This is a genomic window from Herbaspirillum sp. SJZ107 (assembly GCF_006715485.1).
Classification (GTDB): domain Bacteria; phylum Pseudomonadota; class Gammaproteobacteria; order Burkholderiales; family Burkholderiaceae_D; genus Telluria.
Map to the genome: position 1 here is coordinate 1505319 of NZ_VFNH01000002.1, position 15746 is coordinate 1521064.

The following is a 15746-nucleotide window of genomic DNA, read 5'->3' on the forward strand; positions in this document are numbered from 1 at the left end:
ATATATAAAGCACAGGATCAAAAATGAAAGTTTTCTACGACAAAGACTGCGACCTCTCCCTCATCAAAGGCAAGAACGTCGCCATCATCGGCTACGGCTCGCAAGGCCATGCCCACGCCCAGAACCTGACTGAATCCGGCGTCAACGTGACCGTCGGCCTGCGCCGCGGCGGCGCCTCCTGGAACAAGGTCGAGCAGGCCGGCATCAAGGTTGCCGAAGTCAACGAGGCAGTCCAGCAAGCCGACGTCGTCATGATCCTGCTGCCGGACGAGAACATCGCCGAGGTCTACAAGCAAAACGTCGAGCCGAACATCAAGCAGGGCGCGGTGCTGGCCTTCGCCCACGGCTTCAACGTCCACTACGGCCAGGTCGTGCCGCGCGCCGACCTCGACGTCATCATGATCGCGCCGAAGGCCCCGGGCCACACCGTGCGCGGCACCTACCGCCAGGGTGGCGGCGTGCCGCACCTGATCGCGGTCTACCAGGACAAGTCGGGCGCCGCCCGCGACATCGCGCTGTCCTACGCCATGGCCAACGGCGGCGGCCGTGCCGGCATCATCGAGACCAACTTCCGCGAAGAGACCGAGACCGACCTGTTCGGCGAGCAGGCCGTGCTGTGCGGCGGTACCGTCGAACTGATCAAGGCCGGTTTCGAGACCCTGGTGGAAGCCGGCTACGCGCCGGAGATGGCTTACTTCGAGTGCCTGCACGAGCTGAAGCTGATCGTCGACCTGATCTACGAAGGCGGCATCGCCAACATGAACTACTCGATCTCGAACAACGCGGAATACGGCGAATACGTCACCGGCCCGCGCGTCGTGACCGAAGACACCAAGAACGCGATGCGCCAGTGCCTGAAGGACATCCAGACCGGCGAATACGCCAAGTCCTTCATCCTGGAAAACAAGGCCGGCGCCCCGACCCTGATCTCGCGCCGCCGCCTGACCGCCGAGCACCAGATCGAAGAAGTGGGCAGCAAGCTGCGCGCGATGATGCCGTGGATCGCCAAGAACAAGCTGGTGGACCAGTCGAAGAACTAAGTTCGATCATTACCGCTTGACCCGTCGCCCCTGCCTGCGCAGGGGCGACGTTTTCAGGGTAACAATTCAGTGAATTGTACCTATTTGCAACTTTCCATTACATACGCTCGTCCATAAGAAGAAAACCGTTATTGTTCTCCTGTCGACATCAACCCAGGAGCACAAGCATGGCCCCGTCCCGCCTCATCCTCGCCGCCATCCTCGGCCTCGCCCTCAACGCCCAGGCGCAAACCGGCGCCGCCACCGCACCCGCCTTCAGCACCAGCGGCACCCTGGTCGTCGTTCCCGCCTTCGGCGAAGTCAAGCGCGCCAACGACGAAGCCACCGTCACCTTCACCGTCGAGGAACAGGACAAGGACCGCGCCGCCGCCACTGCGCGCGTCAACCAGAAAATGAAGCAGGGCACCGACATACTGCGCCGCCAGGACCCGCAGGCCGAGCTGAAGACCGTCAACTACTACAGCTACCCGGTGTACCCGGAAGTGCCGGAGAATCCGGCGCGCCCGCTCGCCAATCCGGAGGCGCGCCGCATTCCGATCGGCTGGCGGGTCGGTCAGAGCCTCGAGATGAAGACGCGCAACCTGGCGCAATTGCCGAAGGCGGCTGCCGCCGTGCAGAAGGTGCTGGGCATCAACGGCATCGATTACCATTTGAGCCCGGAACTGGAAAAGCAGCTGGACGACGAGCGCATCGCCGCCACTTACCGCAACCTGAACCAGCGCATCGCCTCGATTGCACGCGCCATGGGGCGCAGCGTTAACGACGCCGTCATCGATACCGTCGATTTCGAGGGCAGCGGCAATTACGCGGGCGAACGTGCAGTCGAGGCGCCGGCACCGATGATGATGCGCGCCAAGAGGGGCGATGCCGACGACGTGCCGGAACCCAGCTTCGAACCCGGCGAAACCACCCTGCAGATGCGTCTGGTAGGGAAGGTAAGGTTCCGCTAACACTGTCAATTAGCTAACTGCGCACCGGCACCACTATAATGGAGCCATCCGCGCCCGGTGCGCAGCTACCCAAAACAACCATGGCTCCTCTCCCACGACGCAGAAAATCCGGCGCCGTCAAGGCATCCTTCGCCCGCTTCAAGGCCCGCCGGGCCGGTGCGCCGATCGACGGTCCGCGCGGCCGGCCGCGCCGCGGCATCTACCTGCTGCCCAACGCCTTCACCACCGCGGCCCTGTTCGGCGGTTTCTACGCCATCGTGATGGCGATGAACCAGCGCTTCGACCACGCCTGCTGGGCCGTGTTCATCGCCATGGTGCTCGACAGCCTGGACGGCCGTGTGGCGCGCCTGACCAATACCCAGTCCGAATTCGGCGCCCAGTACGATTCGCTGTCCGACATGGTCTCGTTCGGCGCCGCCCCGGCCCTCGTCATCTACGAATGGTCGCTGCGCGGCCTGGGCAAGCTGGGCTGGATCGCCGCCTTCGTCTACTGCGCCGGCGCCGCGCTGCGCCTGGCGCGCTTCAACACGAACATCGAAGTCGTCGACAAGCGCTTCTTCCAGGGCTTGCCCAGCCCGGCGGCCGCGGCGCTGGTGGTCGGTTTCGTGATGATGATGACCGACCCCGACATCAACATCAGCCCGCGCCAGGCCGACTGGATCTCGTGGGCCATCGCGCTGTTCGCCGGCCTGACGATGGTGACCAACGTGCCGTTCTACAGCTTCAAGGACGTGAACTTCCGCAAGTCGGTGCCCTTCATCGTGGTGTTCCTGATCGCGCTGGCGCTGGCGCTGCTGGCGATCGACCCGCCCAAGGTCCTGTGGCCGCTGTTCGTGCTGTACGGCCTGTCGGGCTATGCGGTGTACTTCTGGCGTTTGGCCAAGGGCAAGCCGGTCAGCATCGTGCAGACCGACGAGTACCCGGTCGATCCGAGCGAACGGCGCTGAGCGCCGGGACGGCGGCGCCGGGCCTCAGTCGCGCAGCGTCCGCCAGTTCTGCTTGCTTGCCGGCGTCTCGTGCGCCGGGCAGCTGGTGATCATCTGCTTGCCGTGCTTTTCGATCATGTCGATGCTGGTGCTGCCCGGCGGGCGTTCGGTGATGCAGTAGGTGCCGCCGCCGGTGATGATGCGGGTGCGGCGCTCGCCGGTGCCGGTATTCGGCACCAGCTCATCGATCTTCGGCGCTTCCCATGGCCGCGGCGCGGCCAGGTCGTGCGCCGCCTCCATCTTTTCGCGCATGCGGATCTGCGGGCTGTCCAATGGGGCCGCGATATACGGATTGTTTTCCTTGCGCAGCGCGCGGTCGATCTTGCCGATGTCGCGTTTGGCGCGTTTCAGGATCTCCGCCGTGCTGGGCCTGGCCGCGGCCGGCTCGGACGGCGCGGCCTGGGGTGCGTTGGCCGGGTTGTCGGTGGATGACGCTGCCGGGGTTGCCGGTGCCAGCGTGATCGGCGCCGCCTCGGGGATGGCCGCCGGCTGCGACGCGGTCGTGCGCGGCGTCGCCGCAGCAGGGGCGCGGGCAGCTGCTTGCGCCGGCTTCGGCAACTGCACTGGCTTGGGTGGCGGCGCCGGGAGCGCTTTGAGGGGCGGCAGCCGGATCCACTGGATGAGGGTGCGCTTCGGCGCCGGCCCGCTCTCCACCGGCAATGTGTGGCGGCTCATCTGCCAGCCCAGCAATAGCACTGCATGGACCAGCACGGTCAATGCCAGGCCGGCGTAGCGCCGTTCGCGCGGAAGGGGATGATATGCAGTCAACATGCGGCCGAGTATAGCGAGCGCATCCGAACCATTTCTCACACATTCTTGCGCCTAAGTTTCGCCTAAGGGCAGGGGCCGGCTGGCGTGCGCGGCCCGCGCCGGGTGGCCCTCTATACTCGGGTCATGATCTTTATCGGCAGCAATCAATGACCCGACGACTTTTCCTGGCCTGCGCCGCCGCCGTGCTGGCAGCCGCCTCCGTGGCCGCATGCTCGCCGCTGGGCGTGGTGAACGCGATCTCGCCCGATGGCGACAGCAGCGCCAGCACGGCGATCCGCTACGGCGGCGACCCGCGCAACATGCTCGACATCTACCGTCCGCAAGCCGGCAGCGGCGCGGCGCCGGTCATCGTCTTCTTTTACGGCGGCAACTGGGTCAGCGGCAAGCGCAGCGACTACGCCTTTGTCGGCCGGGCGCTGGCGGCGCGCGGCTTTGTGGTGGTGGTGCCGGATTACCGCCTGTATCCGCAGGTGCATTATCCGGACTTCCTGGCCGATGCCGCTGCTGCCGTGGCATGGACCGAACGCCATGCCGGTGCGTACGGCGGCGATCCGGCGAAAGTGTTCGTGATGGGCCACAGTGCCGGCGCCTACAACGCGGCGATGGTGGCGCTGGACCCGCGCTGGCTGGGGCAGCAGGGCATGAGGCCGGACTCGCTGCGCGGCTGGATCGGCCTGGCCGGCCCCTACGACTTCCTGCCGATCCAGAACCGGACCACGCGCCCGGTCTTCGATTATCCAAACACCCGCCCCGAGTCGCAGCCCGTGAACCACGCCGGCGCCAAGGCGCCGCCCGCGCTGCTGATCGCCGCCAACAGCGACGACCTGGTCGATCCGGCGCGCAATACCGGCGCACTGGCGAGCCGGCTGCGCACGGCCGGGGTGCCGGTGCGCGAGCTGTATTACGGCGGAGTGAATCACTACACGCTGGTGGCCTCGCTGTCGCCCACGCTGCGGCGACTGGCGCCGACGCTGGATGCGGTGCAGGCCTTCGTCAACGACACCCTCGGTGGCAGTATCAATGGTGGCGTCAGCGGAAGCGGAAGCGATCGTCGTACATCGGGTCCGGCCCGTTGATCATCTGCTGGACGATGCCTTGCTGGTCGAAGTGGACGTGCATCATCGAGTTCCACACGCCCGATTCCTTGTAGCGGTAAGACCAGACTTCGTAGTTGTGAAAGGCGACGCGCGAGGTTTCGGCCGGGTGGCCGAAGGTGCGCAGGATGTCGTCCTTGTTCCAGCGTCCGATTTTGACGATGGCAAATTTCTCGCTCGTCAGCACCTGTTCGTAAGCCACCAGCCGGCCGTCCGCGCCGATGGTGGCCATGTGCTGGAACTGGCCCATCGGCTGGCCGGCGTATTCGAGCACCTGGCCGCCGTCCGGCAAAGGGTAGGCGGCACGCGGCGTGCCGAGCCTGGCCTGCACCTCGGCCAGCGGCGCACCGGCGGGCGGCGGCTGGCGCAGCAGCTGGGCGCAGCCGCCCAGGCCCAGCGACAGGGCCACCGACAAAGACAGGGTCGCCAGCGTGGAGTTCAGCAGATTCGTCATGGTCGCTATTCCTTGTCCGCGCCGGCCGGGCGGGTAGTTACATGCCCTTGAAGCGCTCGTCGAGCACCGGGTCCGGCGTGTTTTGCAGCCGCACCACGACGCCGCGTGCGTTGAAGTAGACGTTCATCATCGAATTCCACAGCCCGTCCTGCTTGTAGCGGTAGGACCAGACTTCGCGGTCGTCGAGGCGTACGCGCCCGGTCTCGGCAGGGCGGCCGAAGTGGCGCAGGATGTCGTCGCGGTTCCAGCGGTTGACTTGCACGTTGGCGAAATTCTCGCTGGTGAGCACCTGGCCGTAGGAGATCAGCCGGCCGTCGGCGCCGATGCGCGCCATGTGCTGGAACTGTCCCATCGGCTGGCCACGGTACTCCAGCCACTGGCCGCCGTCCGGGTCGGGATAGGTGGCGGTCGGCTTGCCGAGGCGGGCAGTGACGTCGGCCGCCGGGATGCCGGCCGGCAGCTTGGTCTGCAGGCCGCCGCAGGCGCCCAGGCCGAGGGAAAGTGCCAGCAGCGCGGCCAGCGTTCTGATCTTCATTGGTTTGCTCATCCGTAAAATCCTTAGTGCATGCCATCTTGGCATCGCCATCCCATGCATTGTAACGAAAGCCAGGAAAGACTGGCTTCGCCTGCCGTTTTCACCTATACTCTCCGGTCTTGACCTGAAGGTCAGGGTTTCTTAACAATTCACGGTGCGCTGGGTTCCGACTCTTGCACCGCATGTGAAAGGTAATATCATGTCCGTAGAACACATCAACAAAGCAGCGATCATCGCCGACAACGCACGTGGCGACAAAGACACCGGTTCGCCGGAAGTGCAAGTTGCACTGCTGACCGCACGCATCAACGAACTGAACGGCCACTTCAAAGAGCACAAGAAGGACCACCACTCGCGCCGCGGCCTGATCATGATGGTCAACCGTCGTAAGAGCCTGCTGGCTTACCTGAAGAACAAAGATCTGAACCGTTACCGCGACCTGATCGCCAAGCTCGGCCTGCGTAAGTAATTCTTTACGCATTGAGCTTTCAGCGGAACGCTTAAATCAAAAATGCCTGCGTCAGTTCGACTGCCGCGGGCATTTTTCGTATTGGCGGACGCATTTGAAGCTCGGTGCAGCAATGATTCATTGGAGGAAGGCCGTTCCAACGAACGGCCCGTGGTGAGGTGAACGACAGCGCCTGAAAATCTGTCGGCAAAATGAAAGGGATACCCCATGTTTAACAAAGTTACGAAAACCTTCCAGTACGGCGAGCACACCGTTACCCTGGAAACCGGCGAAATCGCCCGTCAAGCCAGCGGCGCCGTCGTGGTGTCGGTGGAAGACACCGTCGTCCTCGCGACCGTGGTCGCCAAGAAGGATGCCAAGCCGGGCCAGGATTTCTTCCCGCTGACCGTCGATTACATCGAGAAGAGCTACGCCGCCGGCAAGATCCCGGGTGGCTTCTTCAAGCGCGAAGGCCGTCCGTCGGAAAAGGAAACGCTGACCTCGCGCCTGATCGACCGTCCGATCCGCCCGCTGTTCCCGGAAGGCTACCTGAACGAAGTCCAGGTCATCATCCACGTGCTGTCGGTCAACCCTGAAATCGATCCGGACATCCCGTCGATGATCGGCGCCTCGGCCGCCCTGTGCGTCGCCGGCATCCCGTTCAGCGGCCCGATCGGCGCCGCCCGCGTCGGCTACGCCAACGGCCAGTACATCCTGAACCCGACCACCACCCAGCTGAAGACCTCGCAGATGGACCTGGTCGTCGCCGGTACCGAACACGCCGTGCTGATGGTCGAATCCGAAGCCCAGCAGCTGTCCGAAGAAATCATGCTGGGCGCGGTTGTCTACGGCCACGAGCAGATGAAGGCCGTGATCGACGCGATCCACGCGCTGGTCGAAGAAGGCGGCAAGCCGGAAGTCGAGTGGAGCCCGGCACCGAAGAACGAAACCCTGATCGCCCAAGTCGCCCAACTGGCCGAAGCCAAGGTGCGCGATGCCTACCAGACCCGCGAAAAGTCGGCACGCCAGCAAAAGCTGAAGTCGCTGTCGGGCGAAGTCATGGCAGGCCTGCAAGAGCAGGGCATCGAAGCGGATAGCGCCGAAGTCGGCAACATTCTGTTCGACATGGAAGCCAAGGTCGTGCGTTCGCAGATCCTGGAAGGCGAGCCGCGTATCGACGGCCGCGACACCCGCACCGTGCGTCCGATCTCGATCCGCTCGAGCGTCCTGCCGCGCACCCACGGCTCGGCCCTGTTCACCCGCGGCGAAACGCAGGCGCTGGTGATCGCCACCCTGGGCACCGGCCGCGACAGCCAGAAGATCGACGCGCTGATGGGCGAGTACACCGACGACTTCATGATGCACTACAACATGCCTCCGTTCGCCACCGGCGAAACCGGCCGTGTGGGTACCCCGAAGCGCCGCGAAATCGGCCACGGCCGCCTGGCCAAGCGCGCGCTGGTCGCCGCGCTGCCGTCGCCGGAAGAGTTCAGCTACTCGGTACGCCTGGTGTCGGAAATCACCGAATCGAACGGTTCCTCGTCGATGGCGTCGGTCTGCGGCGGCTGCCTGGCACTGATGGACGCCGGCGTCCCGATGAAGGCCCACGTGGCCGGCATCGCCATGGGCCTGATCAAGGAAGGCGGCAAGTTCGCCGTCCTGACCGACATCCTGGGCGATGAAGACCACCTGGGCGACATGGACTTCAAGGTAGCGGGTACCGCCAACGGCATCACCGCGCTGCAGATGGACATCAAGATCCAGGGCATCACCAAGGAAATCATGCAGGTGGCACTGGCGCAAGCCAAGGAAGGCCGCCAGCACATCCTGGCCGAGATGCAGAAGGCCATGCCGACCGTGAATTCGCAGCTGTCGGACTTCGCACCGCGCCTGATCACCATCAAGATCAACCCGGAAAAGATCCGTGACGTGATCGGCAAGGGCGGCGCCGTCATCCGCGCGCTGACCGAAGAGACCGGCACCCAGATCGACATCACCGACGAAGGCATCGTGACCATCGCCTCGGTCGACGCCGCCGCCGGCCAGGAAGCCAAGCGCCGCATCGAAGAGCTGACCGCCTCGGTCGAAGTGGGCAAGACCTACGACGGCACCGTGCTCAAGCTGCTGGACTTCGGCGCCATCGTGCAAGTGATGCCGGGCAAGGACGGCCTGCTGCACATCTCGCAGATCGCCAACGAGCGTGTGAACGCCGTCGCCGACTACCTGAAGGAAGGCCAGCAAGTGCGCGTGAAGGTCCTCGAGACCGACGAGCGCGGCCGCCTGAAGCTGTCGATGAAGGCTGCTGCTGCGGATGATGCTGCTGCCAACGCACAGTAATCCTCCTGCGGCTGTCTAGCCGGATCAAAACCGCCAGTGCGTGAGCCTGGCGGTTTTTTTATGCCCGCGATGCGGCGCACTTCGCGGATGTCAAAACCGCTACACTAGGCTTGGCTGGTCATTCACCGATTCTTCGATCCGGAGCTTGTATGGCAAATGATTGCGCGCACTTTCACGAGGTAACTCAGCGCGAAGGCAACACCGACGGCTGCGAGGAATGCCTGCAGACCGGCGACAACTGGGTCCACCTGCGCGTCTGCCTGAGCTGCGGCCACGTCGGCTGTTGCGACGATTCCAAGAACAAGCACGCGACTCGCCATTTCCACGGGACCGGCCATCCTGTGATCCGCTCCGACGAGCCGGGCGAAACCTGGGGCTGGTGTTATCTGGACCGGGTATTCAAGGACCCCGTTTAACGCTGTTCATGCACGACATGCGTCTGCAAAGCCTTGGACTATGCGTTCTTTTGTTCTTTTCGCCTCATGCAGCCGGCGCAAAGGATGCGCAGGACATCATCGACGGATGCTGGAATGAAGGTGCTCATCCTGCCATGGCGGCCTGTGTCGACCGGCATGCGCAAGCCGCCCGGCAGCATCTGAAAGAGGCTGAAAAAACCATCCGGAAAGTCGTGACTGCAGAGACAAGCGGACATCTCGAGGCAAGCATCGCGTCGTTTGATGCGTATCGTCGTGCTGCATGCACCTTCCGCGCGTCGGTGGCGCACACGAGCAACGCCACCGATGCCATCAAGGCGGCCTGTGAAGCGGAGCTGGACGAAAGCAGGGCGCTCGCGCTGGAAGCAGACAAGGTGTGGCTGGAGTAATCCCGCAATACATCGCTCCTTGACAGCACCCACCCCAGCGCCTAGCCTTCAATGGCTCGGCCATTCCGGGCGTTACGCAACGAGGAGGCACCATGCTGCAAACCTTGCGTCCCGATCCCACTTTCCACCCATCGCCGCGGCTGGCGATGGAAGCGCCGCCCGAACAGCTTGCCTACACGGTGCTGCTGTCGCCGGACCGCTCGCGGCCCGATGCGCTGGCCGTCGTCGACGTCGATCCGCAGTCGGCGACCTACGGCGCGGTGATCAACAAGCTGGTCATGCCGCATACCGGCGACGAATTCCACCATTTCGGCTGGAATGCCTGCAGTTCCGCGCTGTCGCCGCTGTCGGGCCATGCGCATCTTCAACGCCGCTATCTCGTCATTCCCGGCATCCGCTCGTCGCGCATCTACATCGTGGACACCCAGCCCGATCCGCGCGCGCCGACGCTGGTCAAGACCATCGAGCCGGAAGAGATCATGCGCAAGACCGGCTACTCGCGTCCGCACACCGTGCATTGCGGCCCGGAAGGCATCTATATCAGTACCCTGGGCGGCGCCGGTCCGGACGGCACCCAGGGGCCGCCGGGCGTCTTCATCATGGATTGCGAAAGCTTCGAGATCCTCGGGCGCTGGGAAATCGAGCGCGGCGCGCAAAAGCTGCATTACGATTTCTGGTGGAACCTGCCGCGCGATTACATGGTGTCGAGCGAATGGGCCTTGCCGCCGCAATTCGAAAACGGCATCGTCGCCGACGACCTGCTCGCCAATAAATATGGCCACGCGGTGCATTTCTGGAACCTGCGCGAGCGCAGGCATATCCAGACCATCGACCTCGGCGCCAACCACCAGATGGCGCTCGAGATCCGCCCGGCCCACGATCCGCCACGCGAATACGGCTTCCTGGGCGTGGTGGTCGACACGAATAACCTGGAAGGGTCGATCTGGACCTGGTATCGCGACAACGGCAAGTTCCAGATCCGCAAGACCGCGACGATCCCGCCCGAACCGGCCGATCCCGACCGGTTGCCGGACCTGCTGAAAGGCTTCGGCGCGGTGCCGCCGCTGGTGACCGATATCGACCTGTCGCTCGACGACCGCTTTTTGTATGTGGCATGCTGGGGTACCGGCGAGCTGCGCCAGTACGACGTCAGCGATCCGATGCAGCCGGTACTGGCGGGCAGCGTACGCATCGGCGGCATTGCCCGGCGCGCCGCGCACCCGAACGGCCGGGCGGTCGGCGGCGGTCCGCAGATGACCGAAATCAGCCGCGACGGCAAGCGGGTGTATTTCACCAATTCGCTGTACAGCAGCTGGGACCGGCAGTTTTATCCGGCCGGCGTGCCGGGCGTGCAGATGATGTGCCATGTCGGCCCAGATGGCGGCCTCGAACTGGATCCGTCGTTCTACGTCGACTTCGGACCGGACTACGCGGCGCACCAGATCCGCCTGCAGGGCGGCGACTGCTCGACCGATTCGTTCTGCTATCCGTCGGCTTGAACCAGATCGGCTTGAACACCGGCGCGCTATGGCTCACGGTGGTCGCGCTCGGCCTGTATCACGGCCTGAACCCGGCGATGGGCTGGCCGCTGGCGGTGGCGAATGGCATGACCGACCGGCGCGCGGCATCGGTGTTTGCCACCATGCTGCCGCTCGGCGGCGGCCATTTCATGGCGATCGCGGTGGCGCTGGCGCCGTTCGCCTGGCTCGGCTGGTATCTGGAATGGAGCCGCGCCATCCGCATCGGCGCCGGCCTGGCCGTGCTGCTGTTCGGTGTCTATAAACTGCTGGGGCGGCGTCACCCGCGCATGCTGGCGCGCATTGCCCCGACCCGGCTCGCGTGGTGGTCCTTCCTGATGGCCACCGCGCATGGCGCAGGCTTGATGCTGGTGCCGTTCATGCTGGGCCTGTGCGCGCAGTCCGGGCCTGGGCATCACGCCATCATGCCGTCGATGGCGCAGGCGAACATGGGCACGGCGCTGCAGATCGCGACGGTGCATACGCTGGCGACCCTCCTGGCCGGCATCGGCGTGGCCTGGGCCGTCTACCGCTATCTCGGCCTGCGTATGCTGCAGCGTGTCTGGCTCAACCTCGATGCGGTGTGGGGCGCGAGCCTGGTGCTGGCAGGCGCGGCCGGGATCGGGCTGGCAATGATGTAAAACCGCCAGGTCGAAGCCTGGCGGTCTTGTCGCTGCGGGGCAGGGCGACGGCACCCATGAAAGCCTTCATTTGTCCGGCCGCGCCTTGAAGCGCCCGGTGAACATCGTACCCAGCGCCTGCAGCACCCGCTCGCTGACCACGGCATACACCAGGCAGACATGCATCTGCGCCTGCAGATAGCCGGCCTTGCGGCGCTTGCCTTCGCCCAGGGCCGCGTAGTACTCGAGCAGGAAATCCGTGTGCATCGGCTCGATCACGAGTTCCCAGGTCTTGCGGCGGCAAAAGAATTTCAGTACCTCGACCAGGCGGAAGCCGGGCGCGCGCTCGATCGGATGGCGGGTGCCGGGGCCGGTGTGCAGCCAGTGCAGGACGTTCAGCGAGCGCTTGCGCCAGCCGGCACTGCGCCAGCCGGGACCGCGGCGCCGGCGCGCTGCCTCGGTGTCGTAGAGATCGTCTTCCGCCAAGCCGTCGATCAGGCCGTTCAGGAACTGCATGCTGGCTTTGCTGTCCTGCTCGCTGGGCAGGACAGGAAAATCCAGGGCAGCTTGCAGGTCACGCTTCTGGTTCGCTAACTCTTCACTCATGTTGCACTCCACACAGTCGGCTGTTGAATACATCCTCGGCGGCGATCCAGGCCCGGTACAACTTCGCACCTGCGCCCGTGATCCGGTACAGTCTTCGCGGCACCACCACTGCCGCTTCCAGCTCCCTCCTCGACGTCGCATAGCCTTTTTCCTCCATCCGGCTCAGCGTGATGTAAATCGTTCCCAGCTTGAGTTTCCCCTCGGACTTCCTGACCATCTCAAGTCCGTACATTTCCCCCGCACCCATCAGCAGACTCAGTACCGCGACTTCGTTTTTCGACAAATTCATTTCTGGTGTCCTCTGCAATATCGGTTGGTTGTGTGCACTCATCCGGGTCGTGATCGGCATCCGTAAGGCTTGGATGGGTCCGGTATGAATTCATTCCCGCAAAAGACATCGTGATTGAGCGGCCTCAACCGTAGTGATGAAGGGAAACAGGGGGCGTTATGCCGACAGCAATGGCGTGCCGGCAAAGCAGTGGGTGGTGTTCAGGCGGGGAGGGAAGCGGGGACTGCAGGATGGAGCGGCTGGCTTCGTGCGCAGCCGCTAGACGCGCGGCGCCGAGTCGGCCTGCCCCGGCACCGGCAAGGGTTCCGGCTCCGAGCCGCGCGGGCGGCGCATCGGGATCCGGACCGTGAATTCGCTGCCCATGCCCGCGCCTTCGCTGCGCACTTCGATCGTTCCCTGGTGCAGCGTCACGATTTCCTTGACGACGGCCAGGCCGATGCCGAGTCCGGCGCCGCGATGCGCATCCTGGCCGTCCGCCTGGGTGAAGATGTCGAAGATCTTCGGCAGCAGGTCGGCACCGATGCCCTGGCCATCGTCCTTCAGGTAGCAGACGAAATGGGTCTGGTCGACCGTGGCCGTCATCCAGACATGGCCATCCCGCGGCGTGTACTTGATGGCGTTGTTCAGCAGGTTCATCATCACCTGTTGCAGGCGCTGGCGGTCGACTTCGATGTTGATCGGCACCGGCGGCATCACGTGCCGGACCGTGATGTTCTTGGCCGCGGCAGCGGGCTGGGCGCCGTCCAGCACTTCCAGCAGAAGCTCCTGCATGATCACCGTTTCATAGGCGAGATGCATCCTGCTGGTCTGGACGCGCGTCAGGTCGACCAGGTCTTCGACCATGCGCTCGAGGAACCCGATCTGTCGCTCCATAATCTTCATGGCATGGCCAAGCCCCGGATTGTCCACGTTCATCTGCTTGATCAGCTCGATGGCGGTCTTCAGCGGGAACAGCGGATTGCGCAGTTCATGGGCAATCGTACCGATGAACACATTCTTTTCCTGCTGCTCGGCGGCATATTCCTGGTTGACGTTTTCGAGGTATTTCATGCGCGCGCGAAGGTGTGTCACGTCACGGAATATCTTCATGAAGTCCGTTACCTCGCCATTTTTCCTGCCGAGCACGAGGCTGATGCCGCTCGACCACATGCGCGACCCGTCCTTGCGCAGGTGCCAACGCTCGTCCTCGGCAACGCCGACGACCCTGGCGGTATTGGCTTCGTGCACGTCGAGCATGCGCGCACGGTCTTCAGGCACGAACAGCATCGCGGTCGGCTGGCCCAGCACCTCGTGCGCCGCCCAGCCGGTCAGGAATTCGGCGCCCCTGTTCCAGCCGGTGATACGCAGGCCGGCATCGTAAAAAATCACACCGTATTGCTCCGTGTCGCCCAGCATGAGGCGGGCGAAGGCTACGGCTTGCTCGGGCGTCCAGCCCTGTCGGTTATCCATGCGGTCGACCTTTTTCGATGAAAAGTTACGATAGGCGCTGAAACGATAAACTTCCGTTCGGCACCCCACGTATGGCCGCACTGTTTCAGGCCAGCGTGCCTCCCGCCGTGCGGTAATGCGCCGCGAAGGTGTCGAAGGCGATCGACGGCTGCGGCGGATAGCGCCCCGTGCGTCCTTTGCCGCGTGGCAGGGCGGCCCAGCGGCGCGAGGCCTTGTCGAGGGCAGCCTCGAGGTCGCCGCGCAGGATGTCGGCGTCGGCACCGATGGTGCGCAGGATCTCGACCGCGGCCAGGTCCTGGGTGGCGGGCGAAAAATCGCGCAAGCCCATTTTGGCGCCCATCTCGCGCCAGGTCGGCCGGGTGATCTGGTACATGCCGGCGGCCGTCACCTTGCCGCCGCGTCCGGGGCCCGGATGGGTGGAATAATCGCTGAAGCGCCACGGGTCGTTGCGGCGGCCGTGCACGGCGCCGTAGCGGAAGTCGTAGCCGCCGCCTTCGGCCAGGGCAATCGCCTTGAGGAAGGCCTGCATGTTCGGATGGCGCAGCAGGGCGCGGTTCTCGAGCAGCCTGCGCGCCTCGGGCGTGGACGACGATGTGCTGGTGGTCATGGCATGCTCCCGTCGGGCCGGCGCCGGGACAAACCCGGCAGCCTCATGCAGATTATTCACCTGGCATAATCGGTATGCTTGTTCCGCCACAAGCGCTGTCACCCAGCCGAGCTTGCTTTAACGGCGTGGCCGTCTTTCGATAAATCGGCAATTTCGTGATAATTTTGATTATTCGGTAGCGTTCATGAAACAGTTCCGGCAGATATTTGGATGGGTAGGGAGTTTCCAGCTAATCGTGCCGTAGCACCAAGGCAAGGAATGGTATAGTTGGTTGTTTGACAGAATGCCCCCGCGTGCACCCGCGCGCCGCAAGGGGCTCCACTTATTACCAAGACAAGGAACGACAGATGAGCACTCAGGACTACGCGGCCCGTATCAGCCAGATCATCCAGGACCACCAGTCCGAGATCGGCGCGGAATGGGTGGCGCAGCTCGAAGCTTTGACGGTGCGCTCGAACGTTGTCTCCAAAGAGCAACTGCGCAACCATTGCCAGCAATTCCTGGCAGCCTTTGCGAATGCTGCCCGCGCCGGCGAACTGCAGAACATCGACCACCGTTCGTGGGACGAAGCGCGCGACCTGCTGGCCGATATTTCCTCGACGCGCGCGCGCGGCGGTTCGACGCCGAGCGAGACCGCGACCTTCGTGTTTTCTCTGAAGCAGCCGCTGTTCGCGCACCTGAGCAACGGCTTCGCCGGCGATGCCGAAGGCCTGGCCAATGCCTCCTGGACCGTCACCACCCTGCTCGACAAGCTGGGCCTGTTCACCATCGAAAGCTTCCAGCGCACGCGCGACCAGATCATCGTGCGCCAGCAGCAGGAACTGCTCGAACTCTCGACCCCGGTGGTCAAGCTGTGGAACGGCATCCTGGCGCTGCCCCTGATCGGCACCCTGGATTCGGCGCGTACCCAGGTCGTCATGGAAAACATCCTGCAGAAGATCGTCGACACCGGCGCCGCCATCGCCATCATCGACATCACCGGCGTGCCGACCGTCGACACCCTGGTGGCGCAGCACCTGATGAAGACCATCGCCGCCGCCCGCCTGATGGGCGCCGACTGCATCATCAGCGGCATCCGCCCGCAGATCGCCCAGACCATCGTCCACCTCGGCGTGAACCTGGAAGACGTGACGACCAAGGCCAGCCTGGCCGACGCCTTCGTGGTGGCGCTGGAGCGCACCGGTACGGCGATCATCAAGCAAGGCGGGAAGGCATAACGG

The 15746-nt window shown here is 64.2% G+C and carries 18 protein-coding genes; 11 read left to right on the forward strand and 7 right to left on the reverse strand.

The features are described from left to right. Positions 1–23: 23 nt before the first annotated feature. From ilvC to pssA, 3 genes are all read left to right on the forward strand, one after another. Positions 24–1040: a ketol-acid reductoisomerase gene (ilvC, locus tag FBX97_RS16485; RefSeq protein WP_141833414.1), complete on the forward strand. Its 1017-nt coding sequence runs from the start codon at positions 24–26 to the stop codon at positions 1038–1040. A gap of 167 nt (positions 1041–1207) precedes the next feature. Further along, on the forward strand, positions 1208–1990 hold the full coding sequence (locus FBX97_RS16490; RefSeq protein WP_141833416.1) for an SIMPL domain-containing protein: 783 nt from the start codon (positions 1208–1210) through the stop codon (positions 1988–1990). An 80-nt stretch (positions 1991–2070) separates the two neighbouring features. Further along, positions 2071–2937: a CDP-diacylglycerol--serine O-phosphatidyltransferase gene (pssA, locus tag FBX97_RS16495; protein WP_141833418.1), complete on the forward strand. Its 867-nt coding sequence runs from the start codon at positions 2071–2073 to the stop codon at positions 2935–2937. A gap of 24 nt (positions 2938–2961) precedes the next feature. On the opposite strand, the gene FBX97_RS29615 is transcribed toward pssA, so the two are convergent. Then, a complete protein-coding gene (locus FBX97_RS29615) occupies positions 2962–3747 on the reverse strand; it encodes a hypothetical protein (RefSeq protein WP_185748612.1) in 786 nt (261 codons plus the stop codon). 146 nt (positions 3748–3893) lie between these two features. Between FBX97_RS29615 and FBX97_RS16505 the strand changes: the two genes are divergently transcribed. Beyond that, the gene (locus FBX97_RS16505) at positions 3894–4823 is read left to right on the forward strand and encodes an alpha/beta hydrolase (protein WP_141833420.1); all 930 of its coding nucleotides are present in this window, start codon (positions 3894–3896) and stop codon (positions 4821–4823) included. On the opposite strand, the gene FBX97_RS16510 is transcribed toward FBX97_RS16505, so the two are convergent. Together FBX97_RS16510 and FBX97_RS16515 are read right to left on the reverse strand one after the other, a co-directional pair. Continuing rightward, positions 4777–5295: a hypothetical protein gene (locus tag FBX97_RS16510; RefSeq protein ID WP_141833421.1), complete on the reverse strand. Its 519-nt coding sequence runs from the start codon at positions 5293–5295 to the stop codon at positions 4777–4779. The genes FBX97_RS16505 and FBX97_RS16510 overlap by 47 nt on opposite strands. A 37-nt stretch (positions 5296–5332) precedes the next feature. Next, positions 5333–5830, reverse strand: a complete 498-nt coding sequence (locus tag FBX97_RS16515; protein ID WP_141833423.1) for a hypothetical protein — start codon at positions 5828–5830, stop codon at positions 5333–5335. A gap of 199 nt (positions 5831–6029) precedes the next feature. On the opposite strand from FBX97_RS16515, the gene rpsO reads away from it, so the two are divergent. The 6 genes from rpsO to FBX97_RS16545 all read left to right on the forward strand — a co-directional run bounded on the left by rpsO (position 6030) and on the right by FBX97_RS16545 (position 11596). Next, a complete protein-coding gene (gene rpsO / locus FBX97_RS16520) occupies positions 6030–6299 on the forward strand; it encodes a 30S ribosomal protein S15 (RefSeq protein ID WP_047826294.1) in 270 nt (89 codons plus the stop codon). 207 nt (positions 6300–6506) lie between these two features. Continuing rightward, entirely contained in the window at positions 6507–8615 is a 2109-nt protein-coding gene (gene pnp / locus FBX97_RS16525; protein WP_141833425.1) for a polyribonucleotide nucleotidyltransferase, read from the forward strand. A 149-nt stretch (positions 8616–8764) separates the two neighbouring features. Continuing rightward, the gene (locus tag FBX97_RS16530; RefSeq protein ID WP_141833427.1) at positions 8765–9031 is read left to right on the forward strand and encodes a UBP-type zinc finger domain-containing protein; all 267 of its coding nucleotides are present in this window, start codon (positions 8765–8767) and stop codon (positions 9029–9031) included. 8 nt (positions 9032–9039) lie between these two features. Then, positions 9040–9438 (forward strand): lysozyme inhibitor LprI family protein, encoded by a 399-nt coding sequence (locus tag FBX97_RS16535; protein ID WP_141833429.1) that lies wholly within the window; start codon positions 9040–9042, stop codon positions 9436–9438. A 92-nt stretch (positions 9439–9530) separates the two neighbouring features. Beyond that, the gene (locus FBX97_RS16540) at positions 9531–10937 is read left to right on the forward strand and encodes a selenium-binding protein SBP56-related protein (RefSeq protein ID WP_141833431.1); all 1407 of its coding nucleotides are present in this window, start codon (positions 9531–9533) and stop codon (positions 10935–10937) included. 11 nt (positions 10938–10948) lie between these two features. Next, on the forward strand, positions 10949–11596 hold the full coding sequence (locus FBX97_RS16545; RefSeq protein WP_370457276.1) for a hypothetical protein: 648 nt from the start codon (positions 10949–10951) through the stop codon (positions 11594–11596). A gap of 66 nt (positions 11597–11662) precedes the next feature. Here the strand turns inward: FBX97_RS16545 and FBX97_RS16550 are convergent, their stop codons facing one another. From FBX97_RS16550 to FBX97_RS16565, 4 genes are all read right to left on the reverse strand, one after another. Continuing rightward, on the reverse strand, positions 11663–12181 hold the full coding sequence (locus FBX97_RS16550) for a hypothetical protein (RefSeq protein ID WP_141833435.1): 519 nt from the start codon (positions 12179–12181) through the stop codon (positions 11663–11665). Beyond that, a complete protein-coding gene (locus FBX97_RS16555) occupies positions 12174–12470 on the reverse strand; it encodes a PadR family transcriptional regulator (RefSeq protein ID WP_185748613.1) in 297 nt (98 codons plus the stop codon). Before FBX97_RS16555 ends, FBX97_RS16550 begins: the two co-directional genes overlap by 8 nt. Positions 12471–12728: 258 nt before the next feature. Continuing rightward, a complete protein-coding gene (locus FBX97_RS16560; protein ID WP_141833439.1) occupies positions 12729–13919 on the reverse strand; it encodes a HAMP domain-containing sensor histidine kinase in 1191 nt (396 codons plus the stop codon). An 85-nt stretch (positions 13920–14004) separates the two neighbouring features. Next, positions 14005–14526 carry a glycoside hydrolase family 104 protein gene (locus FBX97_RS16565; protein WP_255517492.1) on the reverse strand — a complete coding sequence of 174 codons (522 nt, stop codon included), beginning with the start codon at positions 14524–14526 and terminating at the stop codon, positions 14005–14007. A gap of 347 nt (positions 14527–14873) precedes the next feature. Here FBX97_RS16565 and FBX97_RS16570 point away from each other — a divergent pair, with 347 nt between their 5' ends. Continuing rightward, positions 14874–15743, forward strand: coding sequence for an STAS domain-containing protein (locus tag FBX97_RS16570; protein ID WP_141833441.1), 870 nt, complete (start codon positions 14874–14876; stop codon positions 15741–15743). Positions 15744–15746: the final 3 nt, after the last annotated feature.